This is a genomic window from Maricaulis maris MCS10 (genome assembly GCF_000014745.1).
In the GTDB taxonomy this organism is placed as follows: domain Bacteria; phylum Pseudomonadota; class Alphaproteobacteria; order Caulobacterales; family Maricaulaceae; genus Maricaulis; species Maricaulis maris_A.
In genome coordinates, this window is sequence record NC_008347.1 from 2,301,058 (window position 1) to 2,321,078 (window position 20,021).

Below are 20,021 nucleotides of genomic sequence, written 5' to 3' on the forward strand. Positions count from 1 at the left end.
GCGCAACAATCCAGGACCAATCCCATATGACTGCGAGCAAACCTTCCACCCGGGACACCATTCTCGACGCTGCTGAAACCGTGGTCGGTCGCGACGGCTCACGCCGTCTGACGATCGACGCGGTCGCCGCCGAAGCCTGTGTCTCCAAGGGCGGTGTCCTCTATCATTTCCCCAACAAGATCGCCCTGCTCAAGGGCATGGTGGAGCGGATGATGGCGGATATCAGTCAGGACTTCGCCAATTGCGAAGCCGCGGCCCATGCCGCCGGCGAGCCGCCGCTCGTCCATGTTTTCAACGCCATGTTCGACCGGCACGACGAGCGCAAGGCATTGTCCATGGCGCTTCTGGCCGCCTCGGCCGAACACCCTGATCTGCTGGACCCGGCCCGCGACTTCCTGTCGTCCACCTTCCAGCGCCTCAGCGACGACACGCCGGACCCGGTCGGCGCCCGGCTCCTTCTTCTCGCCATGGACGGGCTGAAACTTTCCGCCCTGCTTGGCTTCGACACCATTCCTGAAAATCAGCTCACCCAGATCCGCGATCGGCTGGTGCGCCTGACCCACGAGCTTTATCAATGACCCGCATCCCGCTCCTCGCCGCCCTCGGCACCAGCCTCCTCCTCGCGGCCTGCGCCGAGGAAATTGTCGCGCCGCCATCGCCGCCGCGCCTGGTCCAGCTTGCCGAAGTGGTCGCAGACAGCGGCGAGACGCGGCACGAATTTGTTGGCCGGGTCGAGGCCCGTCTGAGCGTCGACATGGCGTTCCAGGTCGGCGGGCAATTGGCCGACCTGCCGCTCAATGAGGGCATACTGATCGAACAGGGCACGCTGGTCGCTGCCCTCGACCGTGAAGATTTCCAGCGCGCCGAACGCGAAGCCCGGGTTCAGTTGCAGCAGGCCAATACCGAGCTGGAACGCCAGCGCACCCTGCACGAGCGCGGCATCGCCTCGCAGGCCGCCCTCGACAGCGCCCAGACCAATTACGACCTGCGTGAAGTGGCGCTGCAGACGGCTCGCCGCAATCTGGGCTATGCGACCCTGACCGCGCCCTTCGACGCGCTGGTCAGCCGCCGTCTCGTCGACAATTACACCATCGTCTCGCCCGGCCAGCCGGTGGTGCGCCTGATGGATGTGTCGGAATTGCGCGTCTCCATCCCGATTTCCGAGAGCATGGTCGCCACCTTCGACCGCGAGGACCTGGTATCGCTGGAAGCGGCATTTGCCTTCCTGCCTGGCCAGACCTTTCCGCTGGAGCCACGCGAACTGGTGTCCGAACCGGACTCGGCCTCGCGCACCTATCGCGCCATCGCGGCCCTGCCCGGTGACATGCCGGCCAATCTCCTGCCCGGCATGACGGCGACGGTGTTTTCCGAATTCGCCAACAATGGCAATTCCGGCACGGGACTGCGTGTCCCCCTCAATGCGGTCGCGGCGGCACCGGACGGTTCGCAGCGTGTCTGGGTGTTTGATCCGGACACCAGCACGGTCAGTTCCCGCCCTGTCACCAGCGACGGCTTCGAGGGCGACATGATCATCATCGAAACCGGCCTTGCTGCCGGTGACCAGGTTGTCACTGCCGGGGTCTCAGCCCTGCACGAAGGCATGACCGTCCGCCCACTCGCCGACAATACCCGCTTCGGACAACCGCAATGAGCACCGCATCCACCCCGTCGAGCGCCCTTGCAAGACTGTCGATCGAAAAGCCCGTCCTGACCTGGATGGTCATCCTGTTCTGCCTGCTCGGCGGGCTGGCCGGCTTCATGAATGTCGGCCGTCTGGAAGACCCGGCCTTTACCGTCAAGGAGGCCATCATTTTCACGGCCTATCCCGGCGCGACCGCGGAAGAGGTCGAACAGGAAGTCACCGAAGCGTTGGAAATCGCCATCCAGCAGCTTGGTGAAGTCCACGAAATCCGGTCGGAATCCTCGCCCGGAATCTCGGAAATCCATGTCACGATCGACGACACGATCGACAGCGGCGACATGCCGGCCGTCTGGACCCGGCTGCGGGCCAAGATCAGGGACACGGTCGGCAGCCTGCCGCCCGGCGCCGGCGCGCCCGTCGTTTATGATGATTTCGGCGATACCTACGGGATTTTCTATGCGGTCACCGCGGAAGGCTATTCCGACAGTCGCATCCGTGATGTGGCGCGCATGTTGCGGCGCGAATTGCTGACCGTCGAGGACGTCGCCAAGGTCGCCGTCGAGGGCGAGCCGGACGAGCGCATCTATATCGAGATCCCGCAGGAAAACCTCGCCCGCCTGGGCCTGTCCTATGCCGATCTCCTCGAAGATCTGGAACAGGAAAATGCCGTCGTCGCCGCCGGATCGGCGCCGCTGAATGACCGGCTCGTCCGGGTCGATATTCCCCAGACGCTCGGCGGAACGGAAGCGATTTCCAACCTGCTGATCACGCCACGCGATAGCGACCAGGCGATCCGCCTGTCGGACATTGCCGAGGTCCGCCGCGACACGGTCGAGCGCCCGACGCAACTGATTTACCACAATAATGTCCGCGCCTTCACGATCGGCGTGGCCGGCCTGCCAACAGCCAATATCGTCGATGTCGGCCATGCGGTCGAAGCGCGCCTGGCGGAGCTTGAGTCCAGCCTGCCGCTGGGTGTCGAGCTGCATCCGATCTACCAGCAGCACCAGGTCGTCGATGATGCGATCAACAGCTTCCTGGTCAGCCTTGCCCTGTCGATCGCCATCGTGATCGGCGTGCTGTGCATTTTCATGGGCTGGCGGGCCGGCCTGACCGTTGGCGCTGTCCTTTTCCTGACCATCGCCGGCACGATCTTTTTCATGAGCCTGTTCTCGCTGGAGATGGAGCGCATCTCCCTGGGCGCATTGATCATCGCCATGGGCATGCTGGTCGACAATGCCATCGTGGTGACCGAGGGCATGCTGACCGGCGTCATGCGGGGCAAGCCGCGCATGCAGGCGGCCGAAGAAGCCGTCGCCACCACGCAATGGCCGCTGCTGGGCGCCACTGTGATCGGCATCCTCGCCTTTGCCGGGATCGGCCTGTCGCCGGATGCGACCGGCGAATTCCTGTTCTCCCTGTTCGCCGTAATCGCGATCTCGCTGCTGCTGAGCTGGGTCATCGCTGTCACCGTCGTGCCGATGGTGGGCTTCCACCTCTTCTCCGCCCAGCGCGCCGCAGCGCAGGCCGTCAGCGATCACAGCCATGATGAGGAGAGCCTGTACACCGGTCGCCTGTTCAATGGCTATCGCGGGCTTTTGAACCTCGCCCTGTCACGGCGCTGGGTCGTGCTGGCCCTGCTGATCGTCATCACCTTTGTCTGCTATGCCGGCTTCGGGTCCGTCCGCAACTCCTTCTTCCCGGCCACCAACACGCCGGTCTTCTACGTCAATGTCGAACTGCCCGAGGGCACCGACATCCTGACCACCGACGCCACCATGCGTGAGATTGGCAGTTTCGTTTCCGATCAACCGGAAACCACGGCCATCGATACCTTTGTCGGCGCCGGCGCAACCCGCTTCATGCTGACCTACACCGCCGAACAGCCCAATACCGCCTATGGCCAGATCATCGTCTGGGCCCGCGACCTTGAGTCCATACCGGACCTGGCCGACCGCATCCTGGCCCATGTCCGCGACACAGTCCCGGATGCCGAAATCCGCACCGACCGGATCGTCTTCGGCCCGCCCTCTGGTGCCAAGCTGGAAGCGCGTTTTTCGGGTCCGGACGCCGATATCCTGCGGGAACTCGCCGAACAGGCGATGGCCGCCCTCGCAGCCGAGGCCGATGTCATCGACATCCGCACCGACTGGCGCAATCGCACCCCGGTCCTGCGCCCGGTCATCATCGAGGAGACGGCGCAGACCATCGGTGTCACCCGTGAGAACATCGCCAATGCGTTGCGCTTCGCCACGGACGGCAATCAGATCGGCGTCTATCGCGAAGGCGAGACCCTGATCCCGATCCTCGCCCGCGCACCGGAAGCCGAACGCGCCGATCCGGCTTATCTGGGTGACCGCCTGGTGTGGAGCCCGCAACAGGCGGCCTATGTCCCGATCAGTCAGATCGTGTCCGAATTCGCGCTCGAATTCGAGGATGTGCTGATCCAACGGCGTGACCGGACCCGGACGATTTCGGTGCGGGCCAATCCCCATGGCTGGGAAACCGCCGCGGAAGGCTTTGCCCGCTTCCAGCCGGTGCTCGAGGCCATTGACCTGCCGCGCGGCTATTCGCTGGAATGGGGCGGCGAGTATGAAGCCTCGGCCGAAGCCAACGCCTCGCTGGGCGGACAGCTGCCGCTCACCTTCATCGCCATGCTGACCATCTCCTTCCTGCTGTTCGCGACCATCCGCCAGCCGCTGATCATCTGGGCCGTTGTCCCAATGTCGGTGAACGGGGTGGTGATCGGTCTTCTGGCCACCAATGTCGCCTTCTCCTTCACCGCCCTTCTGGGCCTCTTGTCGCTGTCCGGCATGCTGATCAAGAATGCGATCGTGCTGGTCGACGAGATCGACATGCGGATCCGCAGCGGGTCTGACCGGCTGGTGGCGGTTCGCGATGGGTCGATCAGTCGTCTCCGGCCAGTCCTTCTGGCCGCCAGCACCACGATCCTCGGCATGACGCCGCTGATCAGCGACGCCTTCTTCCAGGGCATGGCGGTGACCATCATCGGCGGGCTGACCTTCGCCACAGTGCTGACCATGATCGCCGTGCCGGTCCTGTACGCGCTCTTCTTCGGCATCAAACCGGAAAAACGTCGCAAGGATGACACGCTGCCAGAGCCCGTCGAGGCTTGACGCTGGGGCGGGAAGCGGCCAACGCTCCCGCCCATGACAGCGATTGAAAATGCCCACAATATCGAGGCGCTGCGGGCGCTGGCCCGCAAGCGGCTGCCGCGCATGGTGTTCGACTATATCGATGGCGGCGCCGATGACGAGATCACGCTGGGTCGCAATGACCGCCGCTATGGCGATTACGAGCTGAACTTCAAATCCCTGGTTGACATCTCGAAGATCGAGCTGGAAACGACGGTCATGGGTGCCACCAGCAAGGCACCGATCATCGTCACGCCGACGGCAGCCCAGCGCCTGTTCAATCCGCGCGCCGGCGAAGCCGCTGTGGCAAGAGCGGCGCGCAAGGCCGGGCTGGTCTATTGCCTTTCAACCCTCGCCTCGACCACGATCGAGGATATCGCCCGGCACACGGACGGGCCCAAATGGTTCCAGGTTTATGTCTGGAAGGACCGGGCGATCGTTGAGAAGGCGATGGAGCGGGCCAAGGCGGCCGGCTTTACCGGCCTGATCCTGACTGTCGATGTCCCCGTCGCGGGCAATCGCGAGCGTGACCATCTCAACGCCTTCACCATCCCGCCAAAGATCAATGCCAAGACGGTGAGCCAGGTGCTCGCCCGGCCTGGTTATCTCTGGGACATGGCCACCACGCCGAAAATCCTCGCCGCCAACTGGGCCGACATGGATACCGGCGGCATGGGTATCATCCAGTTTCTCGACAGCCAGTTCGACCGCACGGTGACCTGGGAGGACGCCAAATGGATGAAAGAGGCCTGGGGCGGGCCGTTTGCCATCAAGGGCATCGCCCGACCGGACGATGCCTTGCGTTGTGTCCATGCGGGCGCGGACGCAGTCTGGATTTCCAATCATGGTGGCCGTCAGCTGGACACCGCCCCGGCGACCATCGACACGCTGGCCGACATTGTCGCGGCGGTTGATGGTCAGGCGGAGGTCATCCTTGACGGCGGCATCCGGCGCGGGACCGACATCATCAAGGCTCTCGCACTCGGCGCCACAGCCGTCGCGGTCGGGCGGCCCTACCTGTTCGGCCTGGGAGCGGGCGGCCAGGCTGGTGTCGAACGGGCGCTGGACATTCTGGTGTCGGCGCTGGAGCGCGATATGGCCCTGGTCGGCGCCACGCGCCTGTCGGATTTGACACCGGACTTTGTCCGCATGCCGCGCTAGGCTCTCACCCAACAAGCCAACAAACCATCTCAACGGGGTCGATCCATGTTTGCTGCTGAAAGCCTTGTCCGAACGCTTATCAACCAGGGCGTCGAGGTCTGCTTCACCAATCCGGGCACATCCGAAATGCATATGGTCGCCGCGCTCGACCGTACTGAGGGCATGCGCTCGGTCCTGTGCCTGTTTGAAGGCGTCGCGACCGGCGCGGCGGACGGTTATGCCCGCATGGCGGACAAGCCGGCCTGCACCCTGCTCCATCTGGGTCCCGGCGCCGGCAATGGCCTCGCCAACCTGCACAATGCCCGCCGGGCCTACGCCCCGGTCGTCAACATTGTCGGCGATCATGCCCGCGACCACATCAAGCTCGACGCACCGCTGACCTCGGACGCTGCCGGGGTCTGCCGACCGATGTCGCGTTGGGTGGGATGCGTCGCTGATGCGTCTGAGGTCTCCACAATGGCCGTCGAGGCGGTGCAGCAGTCCTACGGTCCGGAGCGCGGCGTCGCCTCCCTCATCCTGCCGGCCGATTGCGCCTGGTCGGACGCTGAACCCAGCGTGATCGAGGCTCAGCCAGTTCCCGCGCCCAACGCGGTAGACGCCACCACGGTCGAGACTGTCGCCGCAGCCCTTCGCGCGGCAACCGACCCGGTCCTTTTCCTTGGCAATGATGCCTGCCGTGAAGACGGCCTGGCGGCCGCGGGCAGGATCGCCGCGGCCACCGGCGCCAGATTGTTCATGGACACATTCGTGCCACGCATCGCGCGTGGTCACGGCAGGGTCTCTGCGAAGCGGCTTGGATATTTCGGCGAACAGGCGCTGGAAGAACTTGGCGCAACCGACCTGCTGGTCATTGCCGGCTCAAAGCCGCCGGTCGCCTTCTTCGCCTATCCCGACCAGCCCGGCGAACTGACCCCGCCAGGTGCCAGAACCGAGATCCTGGCCGGGCCGGCAGACGACGTGATCGCTGGCCTGCAAGCGTTAGCGGAAGCGCTTTGCTCCGGTCAGACGGAGCCCGATCTGCCGGCCCAGTCCCAGGCGCCCAAACTCTTCCCCGACGAACCACTCAATCCCGGCTATGTGGGCATTTCCCTTTTGCGGCACATGCCCGAGGACTCCATCATCTGCGACGATGCGACCACGTCCGGCATGGGCGTCTTTCCCTGGATCGAGCACGGCCCGCGTCATGACTGGCTGTGCCTGACCGGCGGCGCCATCGGATCCGGCATGCCGCAGGCCATCGGCGCCGCCATGGCCTGCCCCGACAAGCAGGTTTTCGCGCTCTGCGGCGACGGTGCCGCCGCTTATACACTGCAGGCCCTGTGGACTCAGGCGCGGGAGAAGCTGGATGTGATCAATATCGTCTTCGCCAACCACTCCTACCTGGTCCTGAATGTTGAACTGGCGCGAGTGGGAGCGGGTGATCCCGGACCGGCGGCACAGCAGATGCTGTCGCTGGACAACCCGAAGATGGATTGGGTCAAGCTGGCGGAAGGCTTTGGCGTACCGGGTCAGACAGCCCGGACTGCCGGCGAGTTCGATTCCGCACTGGCGCGCGCACTCGCCGCCGGCGGACCACAAATGATCGTTGCGGAGATCTGACCGTCAGTTACGGATCGCCCGGCTCTCGTCCGGCCGGACATCTTCCGATCGGCGGTCGGTGACCAGGGCCGACTTGAGAACACGGCGTAGTTCGCTGATCTCGACCGGCTTGGGCAGGTAGTCGGTAAAGCCTGCGGCCAGGAATTCGCGACGATGATCGTCCGACGCCAGCGCCGTGACGGCGATGATCCGCGCATCGGCCGATTTGCGGGTCTCGCGAATGCACTGCATGGCACTGACGCCGTCCATCTCCGGCATCTGGATGTCCATCAGCACCAAATCATAGGCCATGGACGTCGCCTTGTTGACCGCTTCCCGGCCGCCAGAGGCGCAATCGACAATCAACTCGTCGGCCTTGATGATCTGCTGGACCATGGCCTTGATCACCAATTGATTGGTTATCACGTCGTCGACGACCAGAATTCGCCCCGGTGCTTCGATGGGCGTGAGCTCGACCACGCCGCGCTTTGCAGCCTCCGGTTCGCTCGCCGCAACGCGTTCGAGCGGCAAGTCGACCGTAAAGGTCGAGCCGCGACCCATCTTGCTCGACAGGGTGATCTTGCCATCCATTTTCGACACGAGACGGCGACAAATGGCCAATCCGAGCCCGGTGCCGCCATAACGCCGCGTCACCGTTGCGTCGACCTGGCTGAACGGGTCAAAGATCGCAGCCTGCTTGTTGCCGGGTATGCCAATGCCGGTATCCCGGACAGCCAGACGCACACGGGTCTTCCCGTCACGCACCTCACCCACAGCCGCGAGCGACACACTGATGCGGCCATTATGGGTAAACTTCACCGCATTGCCCAACAGGTTGTTGATCACCTGGCGCAAACGGATCGGATCGCCGGTCACGAATGCCGGTTCGCCCAGTTGATTGCTGACCGTCAATGCCACGCCCTTGGTCTCTGCCTGCAAGCGCCAGTGTTCGGATGTGTTGTGGATGAGTGCCGCCAGATCAAAGGTGCGCGTCTCAAGCTCAACCGCATCGGCCTCGATCTTGGACAGGTCGAGAATGTCATTGAGCAAATCCAGCAGCGCCTTGCCGCTGTCATCGATGAGACCGAGGCTGCGGCGGTGCTCGTCAGTCAATGTGGCATCCGCCTGCAACACATTGGTCATGCCCAGAACGCCGTTCAGCGGCGTCCGGACTTCATGGCTCATATTGGCAATGAAGTCTGACTTGGCTCGACTGGCCTGCTGGGCCGAAATCAGCGCCGTTTCCAGTTGTTGATTGGCTTCGGTGAGCGCTTTTTGGGCATCTGTGGTCGCGGAGCGGAAACTCGACCCGAACAACACGATCCAAACGCAGGAAAGCGAGCCGGCTGCGACCAGCATGTTGAGCAATTCCGTTGGACGGAAGCCCAGCGGGCCGGTGCTCGAATAATCAGCGGTTCCCAGGATCAGGCCGAAATAGGCAGCGAGCGGTAAAATGGCGATGAAAGCGGCCCGTGCGCCCCAAGCGATATAGGCCCCCAAAACAATACCGGGAAGATACAGAGTCGCCGGTGGGAACGAACCACGATTGGCCCAGGCGGCCGCGTAAAGCACCAGTGACGCCAACGCGATCATGACGATAATCGTCAGGTTCGGACGACGCAGGCGCAGGCCGACAATGCCGACCGTTGCGGCAATCGCCGCCGAAACGAGACCCAGCTCTGCCATGCCGGGACGCCCGTCAAGAACAAAGGCGAGGACGCCGGCATTGACCAGACCCATAAGTGTAAAGATCGCGGTGTAGGCCACGGCAATGCGCGACTTGACCGCATAATCAAAATCAATTTGCGGGTCTGCCCCCGTCCAGCGGTCGATCCGTCTCCAGAGCATGTCGCCGTTTCCCTCCTCGAACGCCATTGGAGGCTAGCACCGTAGGGTTAATAAATCCGCGTGCCATCGAAGAATTCACACCTTTGACTGCGTTCGGCAATGCGTTTCTGGCAAGGCCCTGCCGACCATCAAATCGCAGATCCATATTTGATACCGCGGCGACGACTGAGCGACTGCCCCGCGAGGGTCTCGCTCAACAGGTCAGCCTGGAGGAAAACACGGCATCGAAGCCTTTGACGGGACGATCAAATACGACACTGTGGTCGGGCAAGGATCGGATTGCCATTGTCATCTGCTGATCTGCCAGGCCGCGTTGGAGATAGGACATGCCGGAGCCCCTGGAACGGATTCTCTATCTTGAAGACGTGCAGGCTATCGCCGATCTCGCAGTCATGGCCCTTGAGGATATAGCCGGTTTTCAGGTCCGGCACGCAGACCGCGGCGCCAAGGCGCTCGCCTCTCTGGACAGCTTCAGGCCGCAACTCTGCCTCTTCGACGTCATGGTACCCGACATGGACGGCCCGGAGACACTCCGCCAGATACGCGCCACCGCAGGTCATGCCGGCATGCCGGCCATTTTCATCACTGCCAAGGCCCAAGCCCACGAGCAGGAAAAATACGCCCACATGGACATCCTCGGCGTGATCGCCAAACCCTTCGACCCGATCAGCCTGGGCGACACGATCCGCGAAATGTGGGCGAAAGCCGGGCTGGGAGCCTGACCGTCAACGCCACAAAAAAGACGCCGTGCCCACTGGGAGCACGGCGCCTGGAATGCACGGCAGATTGGCCGATCAGAAGGTCGCCTGGACGCCGAACGCCAGGATATCGGTCGTGGCATCGAACTCCGACCAGGTTGCCCCACCCGGCAGATTGCCACCGCTCAGGAAGTTCAGCGGCACCCAGCCATCGGTGTGAATGTATTCGCCGAACACGTTCACGCCCGGAGCGAGGAAGTAGGACAGACCGGCCACATACTGGTCCTGACGCTCCCAGGGCGCACCATCCGCGCCGGCGCGAAAGCGGCTGAACTCCAGCGACAGGTCAAGCAGGGACTCGGCGCCGATATCCATCCCGTAGCGACCACCAACAGCCCAGGACCGGGTTTCGCGGGCTTCATACACGCTGAGCGGATTTGACGGGTCAGGCACGGCCGAACCTGGCCAGACATCCGTCGTCTCCTGGAATTCGCCGAGGAATTCAAACGCGCCCATGCGCACTCGGCTGTAGACCGCATAGGCCGGGTTATTGTCGGCACACGGGTTGAAATGGAAGACGGGATAGGCCTGACAATACGGGCTGCCATGCTCATAGCTCGCCCCGACCAGCACGCTGCCATCCTCACCCAACGGGGCCGTATAGTTCACGTCGACGGCAAAATTATTCACCCGTGACGGCACATTGGTGCCGTTCACCGGGGTGTTTGCGGCGCGGAATTGGGCACCGCCCTGGATCGCCATTGCCCGGATATGAAGGCCGTCGGCGTAATATCCGACCAACCCGCCATAGGCGAGGCCGGCGAAGGAGTGCCAGGTGGTGGAGTTGGTGAACGGGCTGACCGTGTCGTTCAGGCCGAAGGGCGTATCCATCTTGCCGATCGCCGCATAGACCGGTGAATTGTCGAGATTGCCATACATGACCCAGGCCTTGCGGACCTGCACCTGGTTGCGGTTGAGATCGGTGATCGTGCCCGACCCGAAGCTCTGCTCCGGATTGTAGAGCAATTCCATATAGGCGGTCACATTGTCGGAAATGCGCGCCGTTGCCGCCAGCTGGGCGGAGTGAACCACCAGCTCGGAAACCTCTTCTCCGATCTGGTTGGCCGAGGTCGGATGGCGCATCAGCCAGCCGAACTTGGTGTCCGAATTCGAGCGTTGATAGTTGGCCAGGACCGTGATGCCGCCGCTGAGGGTGACCCGATTGTCGAGCTCGCCACTTTGCATCGCCCGCAACTGGATCAACTGACGCTGGTTGATGCCTTCGGCATGATCCAGCATGGCAAAACTGTAATCGGTGCTGAGACCGACGAAGCGGTCATTCATGCTGTCGCCATGATGCGCCACATGATGGTCCGCATGCGCCACCTGCGCAGGCGCATCGCTGGCCGGGACGGTATCGGCACCATGGCCCCCATGACCGGCATGACCGGTATGGCCGGCATGCGGCGCCTGGTGCGCAGCCGGCGCGCCCTGACTCTCGAGATAGGCCAGCAGGCGACGATTGGTCTCCTCGAGCTGTTCGATCCGGGATTCCAGCGCTTCGATACGCGCATCGGCTTCGTCATCGGCGAATGCGACCGGTCCCGCCGCCGCAAGCGTCAATGCACTCACGCCCAACGTCAAAAATTTTCGTTTCATAGTGTCCCCCTGGAGATGTGCCGGCCGGATGAGCCTCTGGCACCCTTCAAGCGGCACCGTTAACGGGGTTCGGGGCGCGCAACAAGTCGCAAGCCAGCAAAGTCGATCACGGCAGATCATGCCCGTATCGAAACCAAGGAGACCCTTTTCATGCCGCACTATCGAGGCCAGGAGACGACAGGCTGACACGGGTGCCCCCATCAAGGGCGGCCGTGAGATCAAGCCGATGGCGGAACCGAAAGGACCAAAACCGAACCCGCAGGGTTCGCAAGCGCGACCGCGGGCCGGGCGGCCAGCCCGCCCCATCGGAGGCGTCCGCGATGCGGACTGCCGTGAGATCAGGAAATGGTGGAGCCGAAAGGACCAAAACCGAACCCGCAGGGTTCGCAAGCGCGACCGCGTGCCGGGCGGCCAGCCCGCCCCATCGGAGGCGTCCGCGATGCGGACTGCCGTGAGATCAAGAAAATGGTGGAGCCGAAAGGACCAAAACCGAACCCGCAGGGTTCGCAAGCGCGACCGCGCGCCGGGCGGCCAGCCCGCCCCATCGGAGGCGTCCGCGATGCGGACTGCCGTGAGATCAGGAAATGGTGGGCCCGGAGGGACTCGAACCCCCAACCAAGCGGTTATGAGCCGCCGGCTCTAACCAATTGAGCTACAGGCCCCGCTGTTAAAGCGTGGCCCATGGTTACTGGCTCTTCGCGGGCGCGCCAAGACGGGTGTGCAGGCAATGTTACGGCTTTGACATCATGATGGCCAAAATGGACCGCACGCGTTCAGCGTGCGCTCAGGCGCGAAGATGCTAGTGTCGCCCTCAACGCCAACAAGCCGACACCTCCGGTCCCGGAGCAGACGGCACATTTCGCCACGGAGTATTGTTCATGATCCGCGCCCTCATCACCTCCACCGCCCTCGTCGCCAGCCTCGCCGCGCCCTCTTTCGCCCAGGCCGGTGAGAGCGAGCCGACCCTGTCCCTGTCGGAAAGCGCGACGGTTCAGATCGCGCCGGAGTTCGCGACCGTATCCTCAGGTGTGGTGACCCGCGCCGAAACGGCCCGGGAGGCCGTCCGCGCCAACTCGGCGGCGATGAGCCAGGTCTTTGATGCCTTGCGCCGTGCCGGCGTCGACAATGAAGACATGCAGACCTCCCAGTTGTCAGTGTCTCCGGTCTATGCCGACCGCCGCCAGCCCAACCAGGTCGAGTTGACGATTATCGGCTATGAGACCCGCAACCAGGTTTCGGCCAAGGTCCGTGACACAAGCCGCGTCGGTCAGGTCATCGATGCGATGGTGTCGGCCGGGGCCAATAATATCAATGGCGTGACCTTCGGTGCCGAAAACACTGACGACGCTCTGGACAATGCCCGCCGCGAAGCGATTGCGGCCCTTCTGGCCAAGGCTGAACTGTTCGCCGATGCGGCCGGTTTCGAGCTGTGCGGCATACGGCGCATGGGCGAAAGCAGCTACCGGCCGCAGCCGGTCTATGAAGCGCGCATGATGAGCTTTGACGACAGTGCGTCCACGCCGGTCGCGGCCGGCGAGCTCACGCTCACCGCCACGGTCAGTGCCGATTTCTGCATCAATCAGTAAGCGAAACCGGATCAGGCCGCCTGGGGCTTGGCGATGACCTTGTTGTGCTCGTCCAGCAGGACCACGACCGGGTCATGCTGCTCGGCCTCGGCGGCCTCCATCTCGGCGTAGGCAACGACGATGATGCGATCGCCGACCTGGGCCAGACGTGCGGCGGCGCCATTGATGCCGAAGGTGCGGCTGCCACGCGGGGCCTCGATGGCATAGGTGGTGAAACGCTCGCCATTATTGATATTGAGCACATCGACCTGCTCGTGCGGCAGGATGCCAGCCGCCTCGAGATAGTCGCGGTCGATCGAGATCGAGCCTTCATAATGAAGATCGGCCTGGGTCACCGTGGCGCGGTGCAGTTTGCATTTCATCATGGTGAGGCGCATGGCGCTCCTCCAACAACAACATATTGCGCTGCACATACGTCTTGGCGTGACAAAATTCAACGCTTGGCCGCCGTATGCGCGGATCACAACAATGTTGGATTTCAAGTGCCAATGCGTCCTGCGCTGCGTTCGCCTCGGCGGTTCATGAACGCAGATCCCCGTGCGGCCTCATCGAAGGTTCATGCAGGACGTGCAAAAACCGGTTATACTCTTGTGCTGGAGAGATGACCATGACGTCCAGATTGACCTTTATGGCCCCGCTTGCCGCGATGGTGCTGGTCACCGCCGGCTCGCCGGCACAGCAACAACCGACAGGTACGCCGCCGGGTACGGCACCGACCGGCCAGACCGTGCCGAGCCAGATCGACCCGTCGGCTCTTCGCCGCCTGACCCTGCAGCAACCAGGCCGGGAGCCGCGGCCTGACGCGCCTGTGCCCATGGCGATCAACTGGGGCGCAGCAGCCGAGGATGCCCAGCTGCAGGCGCGCGAAAACCGGCGCTTCGACACGGTCGCCGCCGTGTCGCAAGGCAATCTGCCATTTGTTCGTCCGACCAATCCGGAAGCCGCCGGCGTGGTCGCAACCCGACTGCCGGTCCTTATCCCCGGCAGCGCCGCCCTGGGCGTTGGCGATGAGGCCCGGACCCTGCTGTTTCCGCAGGAAAACTTTTACACGCTATCGGTCATCGCGCCCGGCCTTGTGGTCGAGGTCTTCGGCACCCGCCTGGCGCATGCCCGAGCACCCGATCCGCTCAGCACACGACGCCTCAACGCCACCAATGGTGATGGCTATCGCATCAGCGAAACTGAATACGGCCGCGAGTTGAGCTTCAATCGCTACGGCGCCGCCTACTCCATCACGGTGGAATGTGACCAGCCGACCGGCGATGCGCGCTGCGCGTCCGACGCCTATGTCCGCAACCTCGCCAATTCGCTGATCATCGCCGCCGGGACGCCCGACGCGGGAGGCCAGTGATGTCACGCGAAACCGAACTCACCCTCGCCGCTGCCGTCGCCGCCGCCGGTATCGCCGCGATGATATGGTGGCCGATCGACGATGCCCCGGCACCGCCTGCTGACAGCGAGGTCATCGAGCCTGAGCCGGTCGAGCCGGAACCGCAAGCCGACGAAGCCGAAGAACCGGAACCCGAGCCGGAGCCTGAGCCGGAACCTCCGGCAGACCCGGTGGATGATGCTGGCGACCCCTTCGCCTACATGCCGGCCGGTGACCTGGTCGAGGACTCCGGCACCGGCCAGACGGTCCAGATCAATTATGCCCCCGACATGCGCTTTCCGATGGAAGCCGGACAGGCCTATGCCAACAGCCAGGTCTACGGGTATGGCGGCTATCTCGGACCGGCGGGCGGCCAGTGCAATGCGAGCAATTACGCCTATGCCTGGCGCGACAATTTCTGCGAGACGCGCGGTTATGGCACACCGATGTGCCCGGCCGGCGTCGGCCACCAGGGCCAGGATATCCGCCCGGCCAGCTGCCAGGACGACACCCATTGGGCGGTTGCGACCGCAGCCGGAACCATCACCTCGATCGGCACCTATTCGGTCCGGCTGATGACCGATGACGGCATCCGCTACACCTATCTCCACCTCGACAAGGACACGCTGCTGGTGGAACCCGGTGACACGGTTGAGCGCGGCGAACGCCTTGGCTATGTCTCCAACGAATTCGGTGACACAGCGACCACAATTCATCTGCATTTCGAGATAAAGATGGCGGTTGATACCGGGTCGGGCATCCAGAACACGCCGGTGCCGCCCTATCTGGCGCTCGTCGACAGCTATGAACGGCTGATCGCCGGCGATGAAACCTGAAACGACCGACGGTCAAAGGGATATTGAATGAAACATGTTGCGTTGATCGGCTTGCTGGCCGCCGCCCTTCTGGCTGGCTGCGAGAATGGTAGCTATGACGAGGCCGAGTCCGGGGACCGCATGTACGCGATCACCGATGAGGTCACCGTCACCGGTTCGCGCCAGGCCCGAGACGGGTTCATGGCCAGCGCCCCGCCACCAGCTCCGCCCCCACCGCCCTCGGTGGACATGGCGCAATCGCCCGACACCCCGCAGATCGACGATGTGGTGCAACGGCTGATCGCCTACAGTTTCAACTATCAGCTGGAAACTCCGTCCGACGCGACGTCGGGCCTGATCGACCGCCACCGCGAGGCCTGTCTCGCGGCCGGTCCCGGCACATGCCAGGTCATCAGTGCCAATGTCTATGAGCAGGGCAATGGCGTCGCCGGGAGTCTGGCCCTGCGCGCGCTACCGGTATGGATTGAGAGCTTTCGCGATGGCCTGCTCGATGAAGTCGATGCCGCCGACGGCCGCATCCGCCACCAGTCCCAGTCGGCCGAGGATTTGACCGCCACCATCTACGACATGGAAGCGCGGCTCGAGGCCAAGCGCACCTTGCGCACCCGCCTGACCGCCCTTTTGGAGCGGCCCGGCGCCTCGGTCGAGGAGATGGTCCAGGTCGAGCGCGAGCTGGCTCGGGTACAGGGTGATATCGAAGGTTCGGAAGCGCAGATCCGGGCCATGCGGGGTCGGGTGTCGATGTCCTCGCTGACGCTGAACTACACGTCACGTGTCGACCCGGTGTCTCGCAGCGCCTTTGACCCGCTCAATCGCGCCCTGCGCAATCTGACCGGCAATTTCGCCCGCGGACTCGCCAACATGCTCACCTTCCTCGCCGGCTTCCTGCCCTGGTTGATCGTGATCGTGCCGGCCGGCTGGATCCTAACCCGCTGGCTTGGCGGCATGATGAAACGTCGTCGCGAAGGCGCCAAGAAGGCCTGACGGGGGGCAGACGAGATGCGGTCGGCAGCCCTGTAAAGCGGGAGTTAACCCTACTGATGTGTCTTGGGACCAGCCGAGGTTCCCCATGCCACGCTACCGACTTCTCATCCCGCTCAGCGCGGCCCTGTTTTGCGTGATCGTCTTCACGTCACTGTCGCTGCATGTCCGCTCGCAGGAGCACTACGCTGTACGCGTGCACCTCGAAGAGATCGCCACCAATCTCCAATACAATCTGACCGAACGCGTCGAGATGAATCTGAACGGCCTGGAGCGAATGGCCGAGCGCTGGATTCGGGTCGGCGGCACGGATCAAACCGAATGGCGGGCCGACGCACTCGATTATGTCGGCGACCACGCCGAATTGCGTTCGGTGCAGTGGGCCAATCCGGACTTCGTCCTGGAATGGGTCGAGCCAGTGGCAGGCAATGAAGCGGTGATCGGCCTCGACATCCTGTTCGAGGAGTTCCGGGCCCGCGCGGTCATGCAAGCCGTCAATTCCCGTCGCGCCAACAACAGTGCGGCGATTGATTTCATCCAGGGCGGCACAGGATTCCTGGCTTATTTCCCGCTCTATGATGGCGATCGTTTCGACGGCCTGATCGTCGGCGTGTTCGACGCAGCCAACATGGTCGCTGCCGGACTGCCCGAGGATTACGCCGATTACGTCGCCATCCAGGTCAGCGAAGGCGGCGGATTGATCCACCAGGCCGGAACCCCGGTCAGCCTGCAGCTGACTGCCGAACGGACCGTCGCGCTGCCAGGATCGGTCTGGACGGTCAATCTCTTTCCGGCGGGAGCCTTGTACGCCGAGGAATTCTCGTCGATCCCGATCTTCCTGCTAGGTCTTGGCGTTCTGCTTTCAATTGCCGTCGGGGTTGGCACTCATTTCCTGGCCAGCGGGCAAATCCGCCAGAGAGAACTGGCTGAGGAACGGGAGTCTGCCTACGAGGCGCTCGAACGCAATCGTGAACGCGTTGCGCTCGCCGTGCGCGGATCTTCGGACGGTTTCTGGGACTGGGATCTGGAGCGAAATGTTCTCTATCACTCGCCACGCCTGCGCGCCTTGCTGGGGCATCCGGAAGAGGCGGCCCATATTGTCGATGCCGAATACGCGGACGACATCCATCCGGACGACAGGGATCGCTCGGAACGTGCATTGGCCGCCCACATCAAGACCGGAGCCGACTATGACCTTCAGCTCCGTTTTCGCTGCGCCAATGGCGAATATCGCTGGTTCCGGACCCGCGGCATCGCCCAGCGCAATGATGGTCGGGCGGTGCGGATGGCAGGCTCCATTACCGACATCACCGACCTGATCGAGGCTCGCGATCGCGCCAATGCGGCCAACCGCGCCAAGTCCGACTTTCTGGCCAATATGAGCCACGAGATCCGCACCCCGATGAACGGCATTCTCGGCATGGCGCGCGTCCTGGCCGACAAGGACCTGCCCGACGACGTGAACAGCAAGCTGGATGTGATCGTCCGTTCCGGCGACACACTCATGCACCTGCTCGACGACATACTGGACTTGTCCAAGATCGAGGCGGGCCAGATCGAACTCGATGAGGCTCCTTTCGATCTGGAGATCATCGGGTCACGCGTCGAAGCGCTGTATCGTGACACAGCCGACAAAAAGGGCCTGACGCTGGAAGTCGAGGTCACCGATCGCGATGGCGTGTCGCGCCATGGTGATCCGCTGCGCCTGTCACAGATCGCCAATAACCTGGTCGCCAACGCAATCAAGTTCACAGCCAGCGGCAAGGTCCGCATGACGCTCGGCCCGACTGCCGATGGGCCAGACAGCGACATGATCGAGCTTGTCGTCAGCGATACGGGTATTGGCATGAGCGAGGCGCAATGCCAGTCGATTTTCGAGAAATTCGTGCAGGCTGACAGCTCAACCACCCGCCGTTTCGGTGGGACAGGCCTGGGGCTGGCGATCTGCAAGGGCCTCGCCGACCAGATGGGCGGCACCATCGATGTCGCCAGCAATCCCGGCCAGGGCACCACTTTCACGGTCAGACTGCCCCTGGCACCGGTCATTGCGGACACCGCTTCACCACGCTCGCCTGACCTCATCACGATCGGCGGAGCCATGACGATGGATGGGCGGCCGGTCCGAATTCTCGCGGCCGAGGACAACCTCACCAACCGGCTCGTCCTGAAAGCCTATCTCGACAAGCTGGCGGTCGACCTGACCATGGTCGAGAACGGGGCCGAGGCAGTCACGGCCTTCCTCAACGAAGACTACGATCTCGTCCTGCTCGACATCCAGATGCCGATCAAGAATGGCGAGGATGCCCTGAGCGAGATTCGGGCCTTCGAACGCGATCAGGGCCGGCTGCCGACCCCCGTGGTCGCCCTCACCGCCAATGTCATGGCCGACCAGGTCAATCGTTACGCCATGCTGGGCTTTGATGCCCACACCGAGAAGCCGCTGAGCCCCGAAGGCCTCGAACGCACCATGCGGCGCCTGTTGATGGGCACCAATCTTCGTCGATCTGCCCGCCCGGCCACAGCCCGGCCGCGCTGATCCTTTCAGGGGCCAGCTATCATCAGCCGGTCAGGTGCAGGACAATCTCGCGCCGGTGCGGCCGATGGCGGTGCTCGAACAGATAAATCCCCTGCCAGGTTCCCAGCATGAGCCGCCCGTCGGCAACCGGTATCCCGATCGATGTCTGGGTCAGCGCCGCCTTGATATGCGCCGGCATGTCATCCGGCCCCTCCGCCGTATGCGCCAGCCAGGACATGGATGGGTCGTCACCGGCCGGCACCAGCCGGGCGAAGAAGGCCTGCAGGTCCCGCTGGACGTCCGGATCGGCATTTTCCTGGATGACAAGCGAGCAGGAAGTGTGCCGAACGAAGACGGTGAGGAGGGCGTCGGACGGGTTTAGTTCGGATGCGAAACGTTGCACCTGATGCGTGACATCGTAGAGGCCGGGACCGGTGGTCTGGATGTGGAGGCGGTGGAGGGGCATAGGTCAGAACCTCTACCTAGAGGAACATGTAGCTTTGGAGCACGTCTCATCGCAAGCGGGCCGCCTGCTAAATAGTATCCCGAATGAGATCGCAAATCTTCAAGATTTCATGCTCGCTCGACACACGGGCAGTGATTTCACCATCACCCCGCTCTTCAGATTGAGAAAGCACGCTTTTGACCCTTGCATAATCTAATTTGGAGCGCTTTAGCTCAGGTCTCCGAACATAGAACAAGAGCCATTCTCGAGCAGGGGCCAAGGAAAAACACCAGTCCCCGCCGCGCTTTATACGTAGAGAGCTCATATATCCGTGCGTTTCCGCTTCGATAGCGATATCCGGGATGCGGGGCATCTCCAAGACAGCACACCAGAAGGCACAAGCGACTTCCTGGGTCTCGATTTTTGCGTACAGCGCGCGCAGCGCTTCACCCTGTTTCATTTGAGACCCACATCACAAAAAAGCCGGCCGTGGGGCCGGCTTTTTCAATGTCTGAACTTGTCATGTCCGGATCCCGGATCGCCGCGTT

The 20,021-nt window shown here is 63.1% G+C and carries 16 protein-coding genes and 1 tRNA gene; 11 read left to right on the forward strand and 6 right to left on the reverse strand.

The features are described 5' to 3' along the window. The first annotated feature begins 26 nt into the window (after positions 1–26). From MMAR10_RS10965 to MMAR10_RS10985, 5 genes are read left to right on the forward strand one after another with little or no spacing between them, the layout of a single operon-like run. The gene (locus MMAR10_RS10965; RefSeq protein ID WP_011644051.1) at positions 27–578 is read left to right on the forward strand and encodes a TetR/AcrR family transcriptional regulator; all 552 of its coding nucleotides are present in this window, start codon (positions 27–29) and stop codon (positions 576–578) included. Beyond that, a complete protein-coding gene (locus MMAR10_RS10970) occupies positions 575–1,651 on the forward strand; it encodes an efflux RND transporter periplasmic adaptor subunit (RefSeq protein WP_011644052.1) in 1,077 nt (358 codons plus the stop codon). Before MMAR10_RS10965 ends, MMAR10_RS10970 begins: the two co-directional genes overlap by 4 nt. Next, positions 1,648–4,779, forward strand: a complete 3,132-nt coding sequence (locus tag MMAR10_RS10975) for an efflux RND transporter permease subunit (RefSeq protein WP_011644053.1) — start codon at positions 1,648–1,650, stop codon at positions 4,777–4,779. Before MMAR10_RS10970 ends, MMAR10_RS10975 begins: the two co-directional genes overlap by 4 nt. A gap of 33 nt (positions 4,780–4,812) precedes the next feature. Then, positions 4,813–5,958, forward strand: a complete 1,146-nt coding sequence (locus MMAR10_RS10980) for an alpha-hydroxy acid oxidase (RefSeq protein WP_011644054.1) — start codon at positions 4,813–4,815, stop codon at positions 5,956–5,958. 45 nt (positions 5,959–6,003) lie between these two features. Beyond that, positions 6,004–7,557 (forward strand): acetolactate synthase large subunit, encoded by a 1,554-nt coding sequence (locus tag MMAR10_RS10985; protein WP_011644055.1) that lies wholly within the window; start codon positions 6,004–6,006, stop codon positions 7,555–7,557. Positions 7,558–7,560: 3 nt separating this feature from the next. On the opposite strand, the gene MMAR10_RS16325 is transcribed toward MMAR10_RS10985, so the two are convergent. Further along, on the reverse strand, positions 7,561–9,384 hold the full coding sequence (locus tag MMAR10_RS16325) for an ATP-binding protein (protein WP_011644056.1): 1,824 nt from the start codon (positions 9,382–9,384) through the stop codon (positions 7,561–7,563). Positions 9,385–9,710: 326 nt separating this feature from the next. On the opposite strand from MMAR10_RS16325, the gene MMAR10_RS10995 reads away from it, so the two are divergent. Beyond that, positions 9,711–10,106 (forward strand): response regulator, encoded by a 396-nt coding sequence (locus tag MMAR10_RS10995; protein ID WP_011644057.1) that lies wholly within the window; start codon positions 9,711–9,713, stop codon positions 10,104–10,106. A 72-nt stretch (positions 10,107–10,178) separates the two neighbouring features. On the opposite strand, the gene MMAR10_RS11000 is transcribed toward MMAR10_RS10995, so the two are convergent. Together MMAR10_RS11000 and MMAR10_RS11005 are read right to left on the reverse strand one after the other, a co-directional pair. Next, a complete protein-coding gene (locus tag MMAR10_RS11000; protein ID WP_011644058.1) occupies positions 10,179–11,741 on the reverse strand; it encodes a porin in 1,563 nt (520 codons plus the stop codon). A gap of 585 nt (positions 11,742–12,326) precedes the next feature. After that, a tRNA-Ile gene (locus MMAR10_RS11005) sits at positions 12,327–12,403 on the reverse strand. Between the two features lie 216 nt (positions 12,404–12,619). Between MMAR10_RS11005 and MMAR10_RS11010 the strand changes: the two genes are divergently transcribed. Beyond that, a complete protein-coding gene (locus MMAR10_RS11010; protein WP_011644059.1) occupies positions 12,620–13,327 on the forward strand; it encodes an SIMPL domain-containing protein in 708 nt (235 codons plus the stop codon). An 11-nt stretch (positions 13,328–13,338) separates the two neighbouring features. On the opposite strand, the gene panD is transcribed toward MMAR10_RS11010, so the two are convergent. Then, a complete protein-coding gene (gene panD / locus MMAR10_RS11015) occupies positions 13,339–13,704 on the reverse strand; it encodes an aspartate 1-decarboxylase (protein WP_011644060.1) in 366 nt (121 codons plus the stop codon). Between the two features lie 230 nt (positions 13,705–13,934). Between panD and MMAR10_RS11020 the strand changes: the two genes are divergently transcribed. From MMAR10_RS11020 to MMAR10_RS16330, 4 genes are all read left to right on the forward strand, one after another. Continuing rightward, on the forward strand, positions 13,935–14,678 hold the full coding sequence (locus MMAR10_RS11020) for a hypothetical protein (protein ID WP_011644061.1): 744 nt from the start codon (positions 13,935–13,937) through the stop codon (positions 14,676–14,678). After that, complete coding sequence (locus MMAR10_RS11025; RefSeq protein WP_011644062.1) at positions 14,678–15,532, forward strand: M23 family metallopeptidase; 855 nt, start codon at positions 14,678–14,680, stop codon at positions 15,530–15,532. Before MMAR10_RS11020 ends, MMAR10_RS11025 begins: the two co-directional genes overlap by 1 nt. A gap of 27 nt (positions 15,533–15,559) precedes the next feature. After that, on the forward strand, positions 15,560–16,516 hold the full coding sequence (locus MMAR10_RS11030; protein WP_011644063.1) for a DUF4349 domain-containing protein: 957 nt from the start codon (positions 15,560–15,562) through the stop codon (positions 16,514–16,516). Positions 16,517–16,601: 85 nt separating this feature from the next. After that, on the forward strand, positions 16,602–19,049 hold the full coding sequence (locus MMAR10_RS16330) for an ATP-binding protein (protein ID WP_011644064.1): 2,448 nt from the start codon (positions 16,602–16,604) through the stop codon (positions 19,047–19,049). Between the two features lie 22 nt (positions 19,050–19,071). Here the strand turns inward: MMAR10_RS16330 and MMAR10_RS11040 are convergent, their stop codons facing one another. Further along, the gene (locus tag MMAR10_RS11040) at positions 19,072–19,494 is read right to left on the reverse strand and encodes a secondary thiamine-phosphate synthase enzyme YjbQ (RefSeq protein WP_011644065.1); all 423 of its coding nucleotides are present in this window, start codon (positions 19,492–19,494) and stop codon (positions 19,072–19,074) included. 67 nt (positions 19,495–19,561) lie between these two features. After that, entirely contained in the window at positions 19,562–19,933 is a 372-nt protein-coding gene (locus MMAR10_RS11045; protein ID WP_041636945.1) for a hypothetical protein, read from the reverse strand. Positions 19,934–20,021: the final 88 nt, after the last annotated feature.

What these genes read in the sequence shown, in the direction of transcription:
- MMAR10_RS10965 (WP_011644051.1), top strand. Translation starts at nt 27, where the DNA reads ATGACTGCGAGCAAACCTTCCACCCGGGACACCATTCTCGACGCTGCT.
- MMAR10_RS10970 (WP_011644052.1), top strand. Translation starts at nt 575, where the DNA reads ATGACCCGCATCCCGCTCCTCGCCGCCCTCGGCACCAGCCTCCTCCTC.
- MMAR10_RS10975 (WP_011644053.1), top strand. Translation starts at nt 1,648, where the DNA reads ATGAGCACCGCATCCACCCCGTCGAGCGCCCTTGCAAGACTGTCGATC.
- MMAR10_RS10980 (WP_011644054.1), top strand. Translation starts at nt 4,813, where the DNA reads ATGACAGCGATTGAAAATGCCCACAATATCGAGGCGCTGCGGGCGCTG.
- MMAR10_RS10985 (WP_011644055.1), top strand. Translation starts at nt 6,004, where the DNA reads ATGTTTGCTGCTGAAAGCCTTGTCCGAACGCTTATCAACCAGGGCGTC.
- MMAR10_RS16325 (WP_011644056.1), bottom strand. Translation starts at nt 9,384, where the DNA reads ATGCTCTGGAGACGGATCGACCGCTGGACGGGGGCAGACCCGCAAATT.
- MMAR10_RS10995 (WP_011644057.1), top strand. Translation starts at nt 9,711, where the DNA reads ATGCCGGAGCCCCTGGAACGGATTCTCTATCTTGAAGACGTGCAGGCT.
- MMAR10_RS11000 (WP_011644058.1), bottom strand. Translation starts at nt 11,741, where the DNA reads ATGAAACGAAAATTTTTGACGTTGGGCGTGAGTGCATTGACGCTTGCG.
- MMAR10_RS11010 (WP_011644059.1), top strand. Translation starts at nt 12,620, where the DNA reads ATGATCCGCGCCCTCATCACCTCCACCGCCCTCGTCGCCAGCCTCGCC.
- panD (WP_011644060.1), bottom strand. Translation starts at nt 13,704, where the DNA reads ATGCGCCTCACCATGATGAAATGCAAACTGCACCGCGCCACGGTGACC.
- MMAR10_RS11020 (WP_011644061.1), top strand. Translation starts at nt 13,935, where the DNA reads ATGACGTCCAGATTGACCTTTATGGCCCCGCTTGCCGCGATGGTGCTG.
- MMAR10_RS11025 (WP_011644062.1), top strand. Translation starts at nt 14,678, where the DNA reads ATGTCACGCGAAACCGAACTCACCCTCGCCGCTGCCGTCGCCGCCGCC.
- MMAR10_RS11030 (WP_011644063.1), top strand. Translation starts at nt 15,560, where the DNA reads ATGAAACATGTTGCGTTGATCGGCTTGCTGGCCGCCGCCCTTCTGGCT.
- MMAR10_RS16330 (WP_011644064.1), top strand. Translation starts at nt 16,602, where the DNA reads ATGCCACGCTACCGACTTCTCATCCCGCTCAGCGCGGCCCTGTTTTGC.
- MMAR10_RS11040 (WP_011644065.1), bottom strand. Translation starts at nt 19,494, where the DNA reads ATGCCCCTCCACCGCCTCCACATCCAGACCACCGGTCCCGGCCTCTAC.
- MMAR10_RS11045 (WP_041636945.1), bottom strand. Translation starts at nt 19,933, where the DNA reads ATGAAACAGGGTGAAGCGCTGCGCGCGCTGTACGCAAAAATCGAGACC.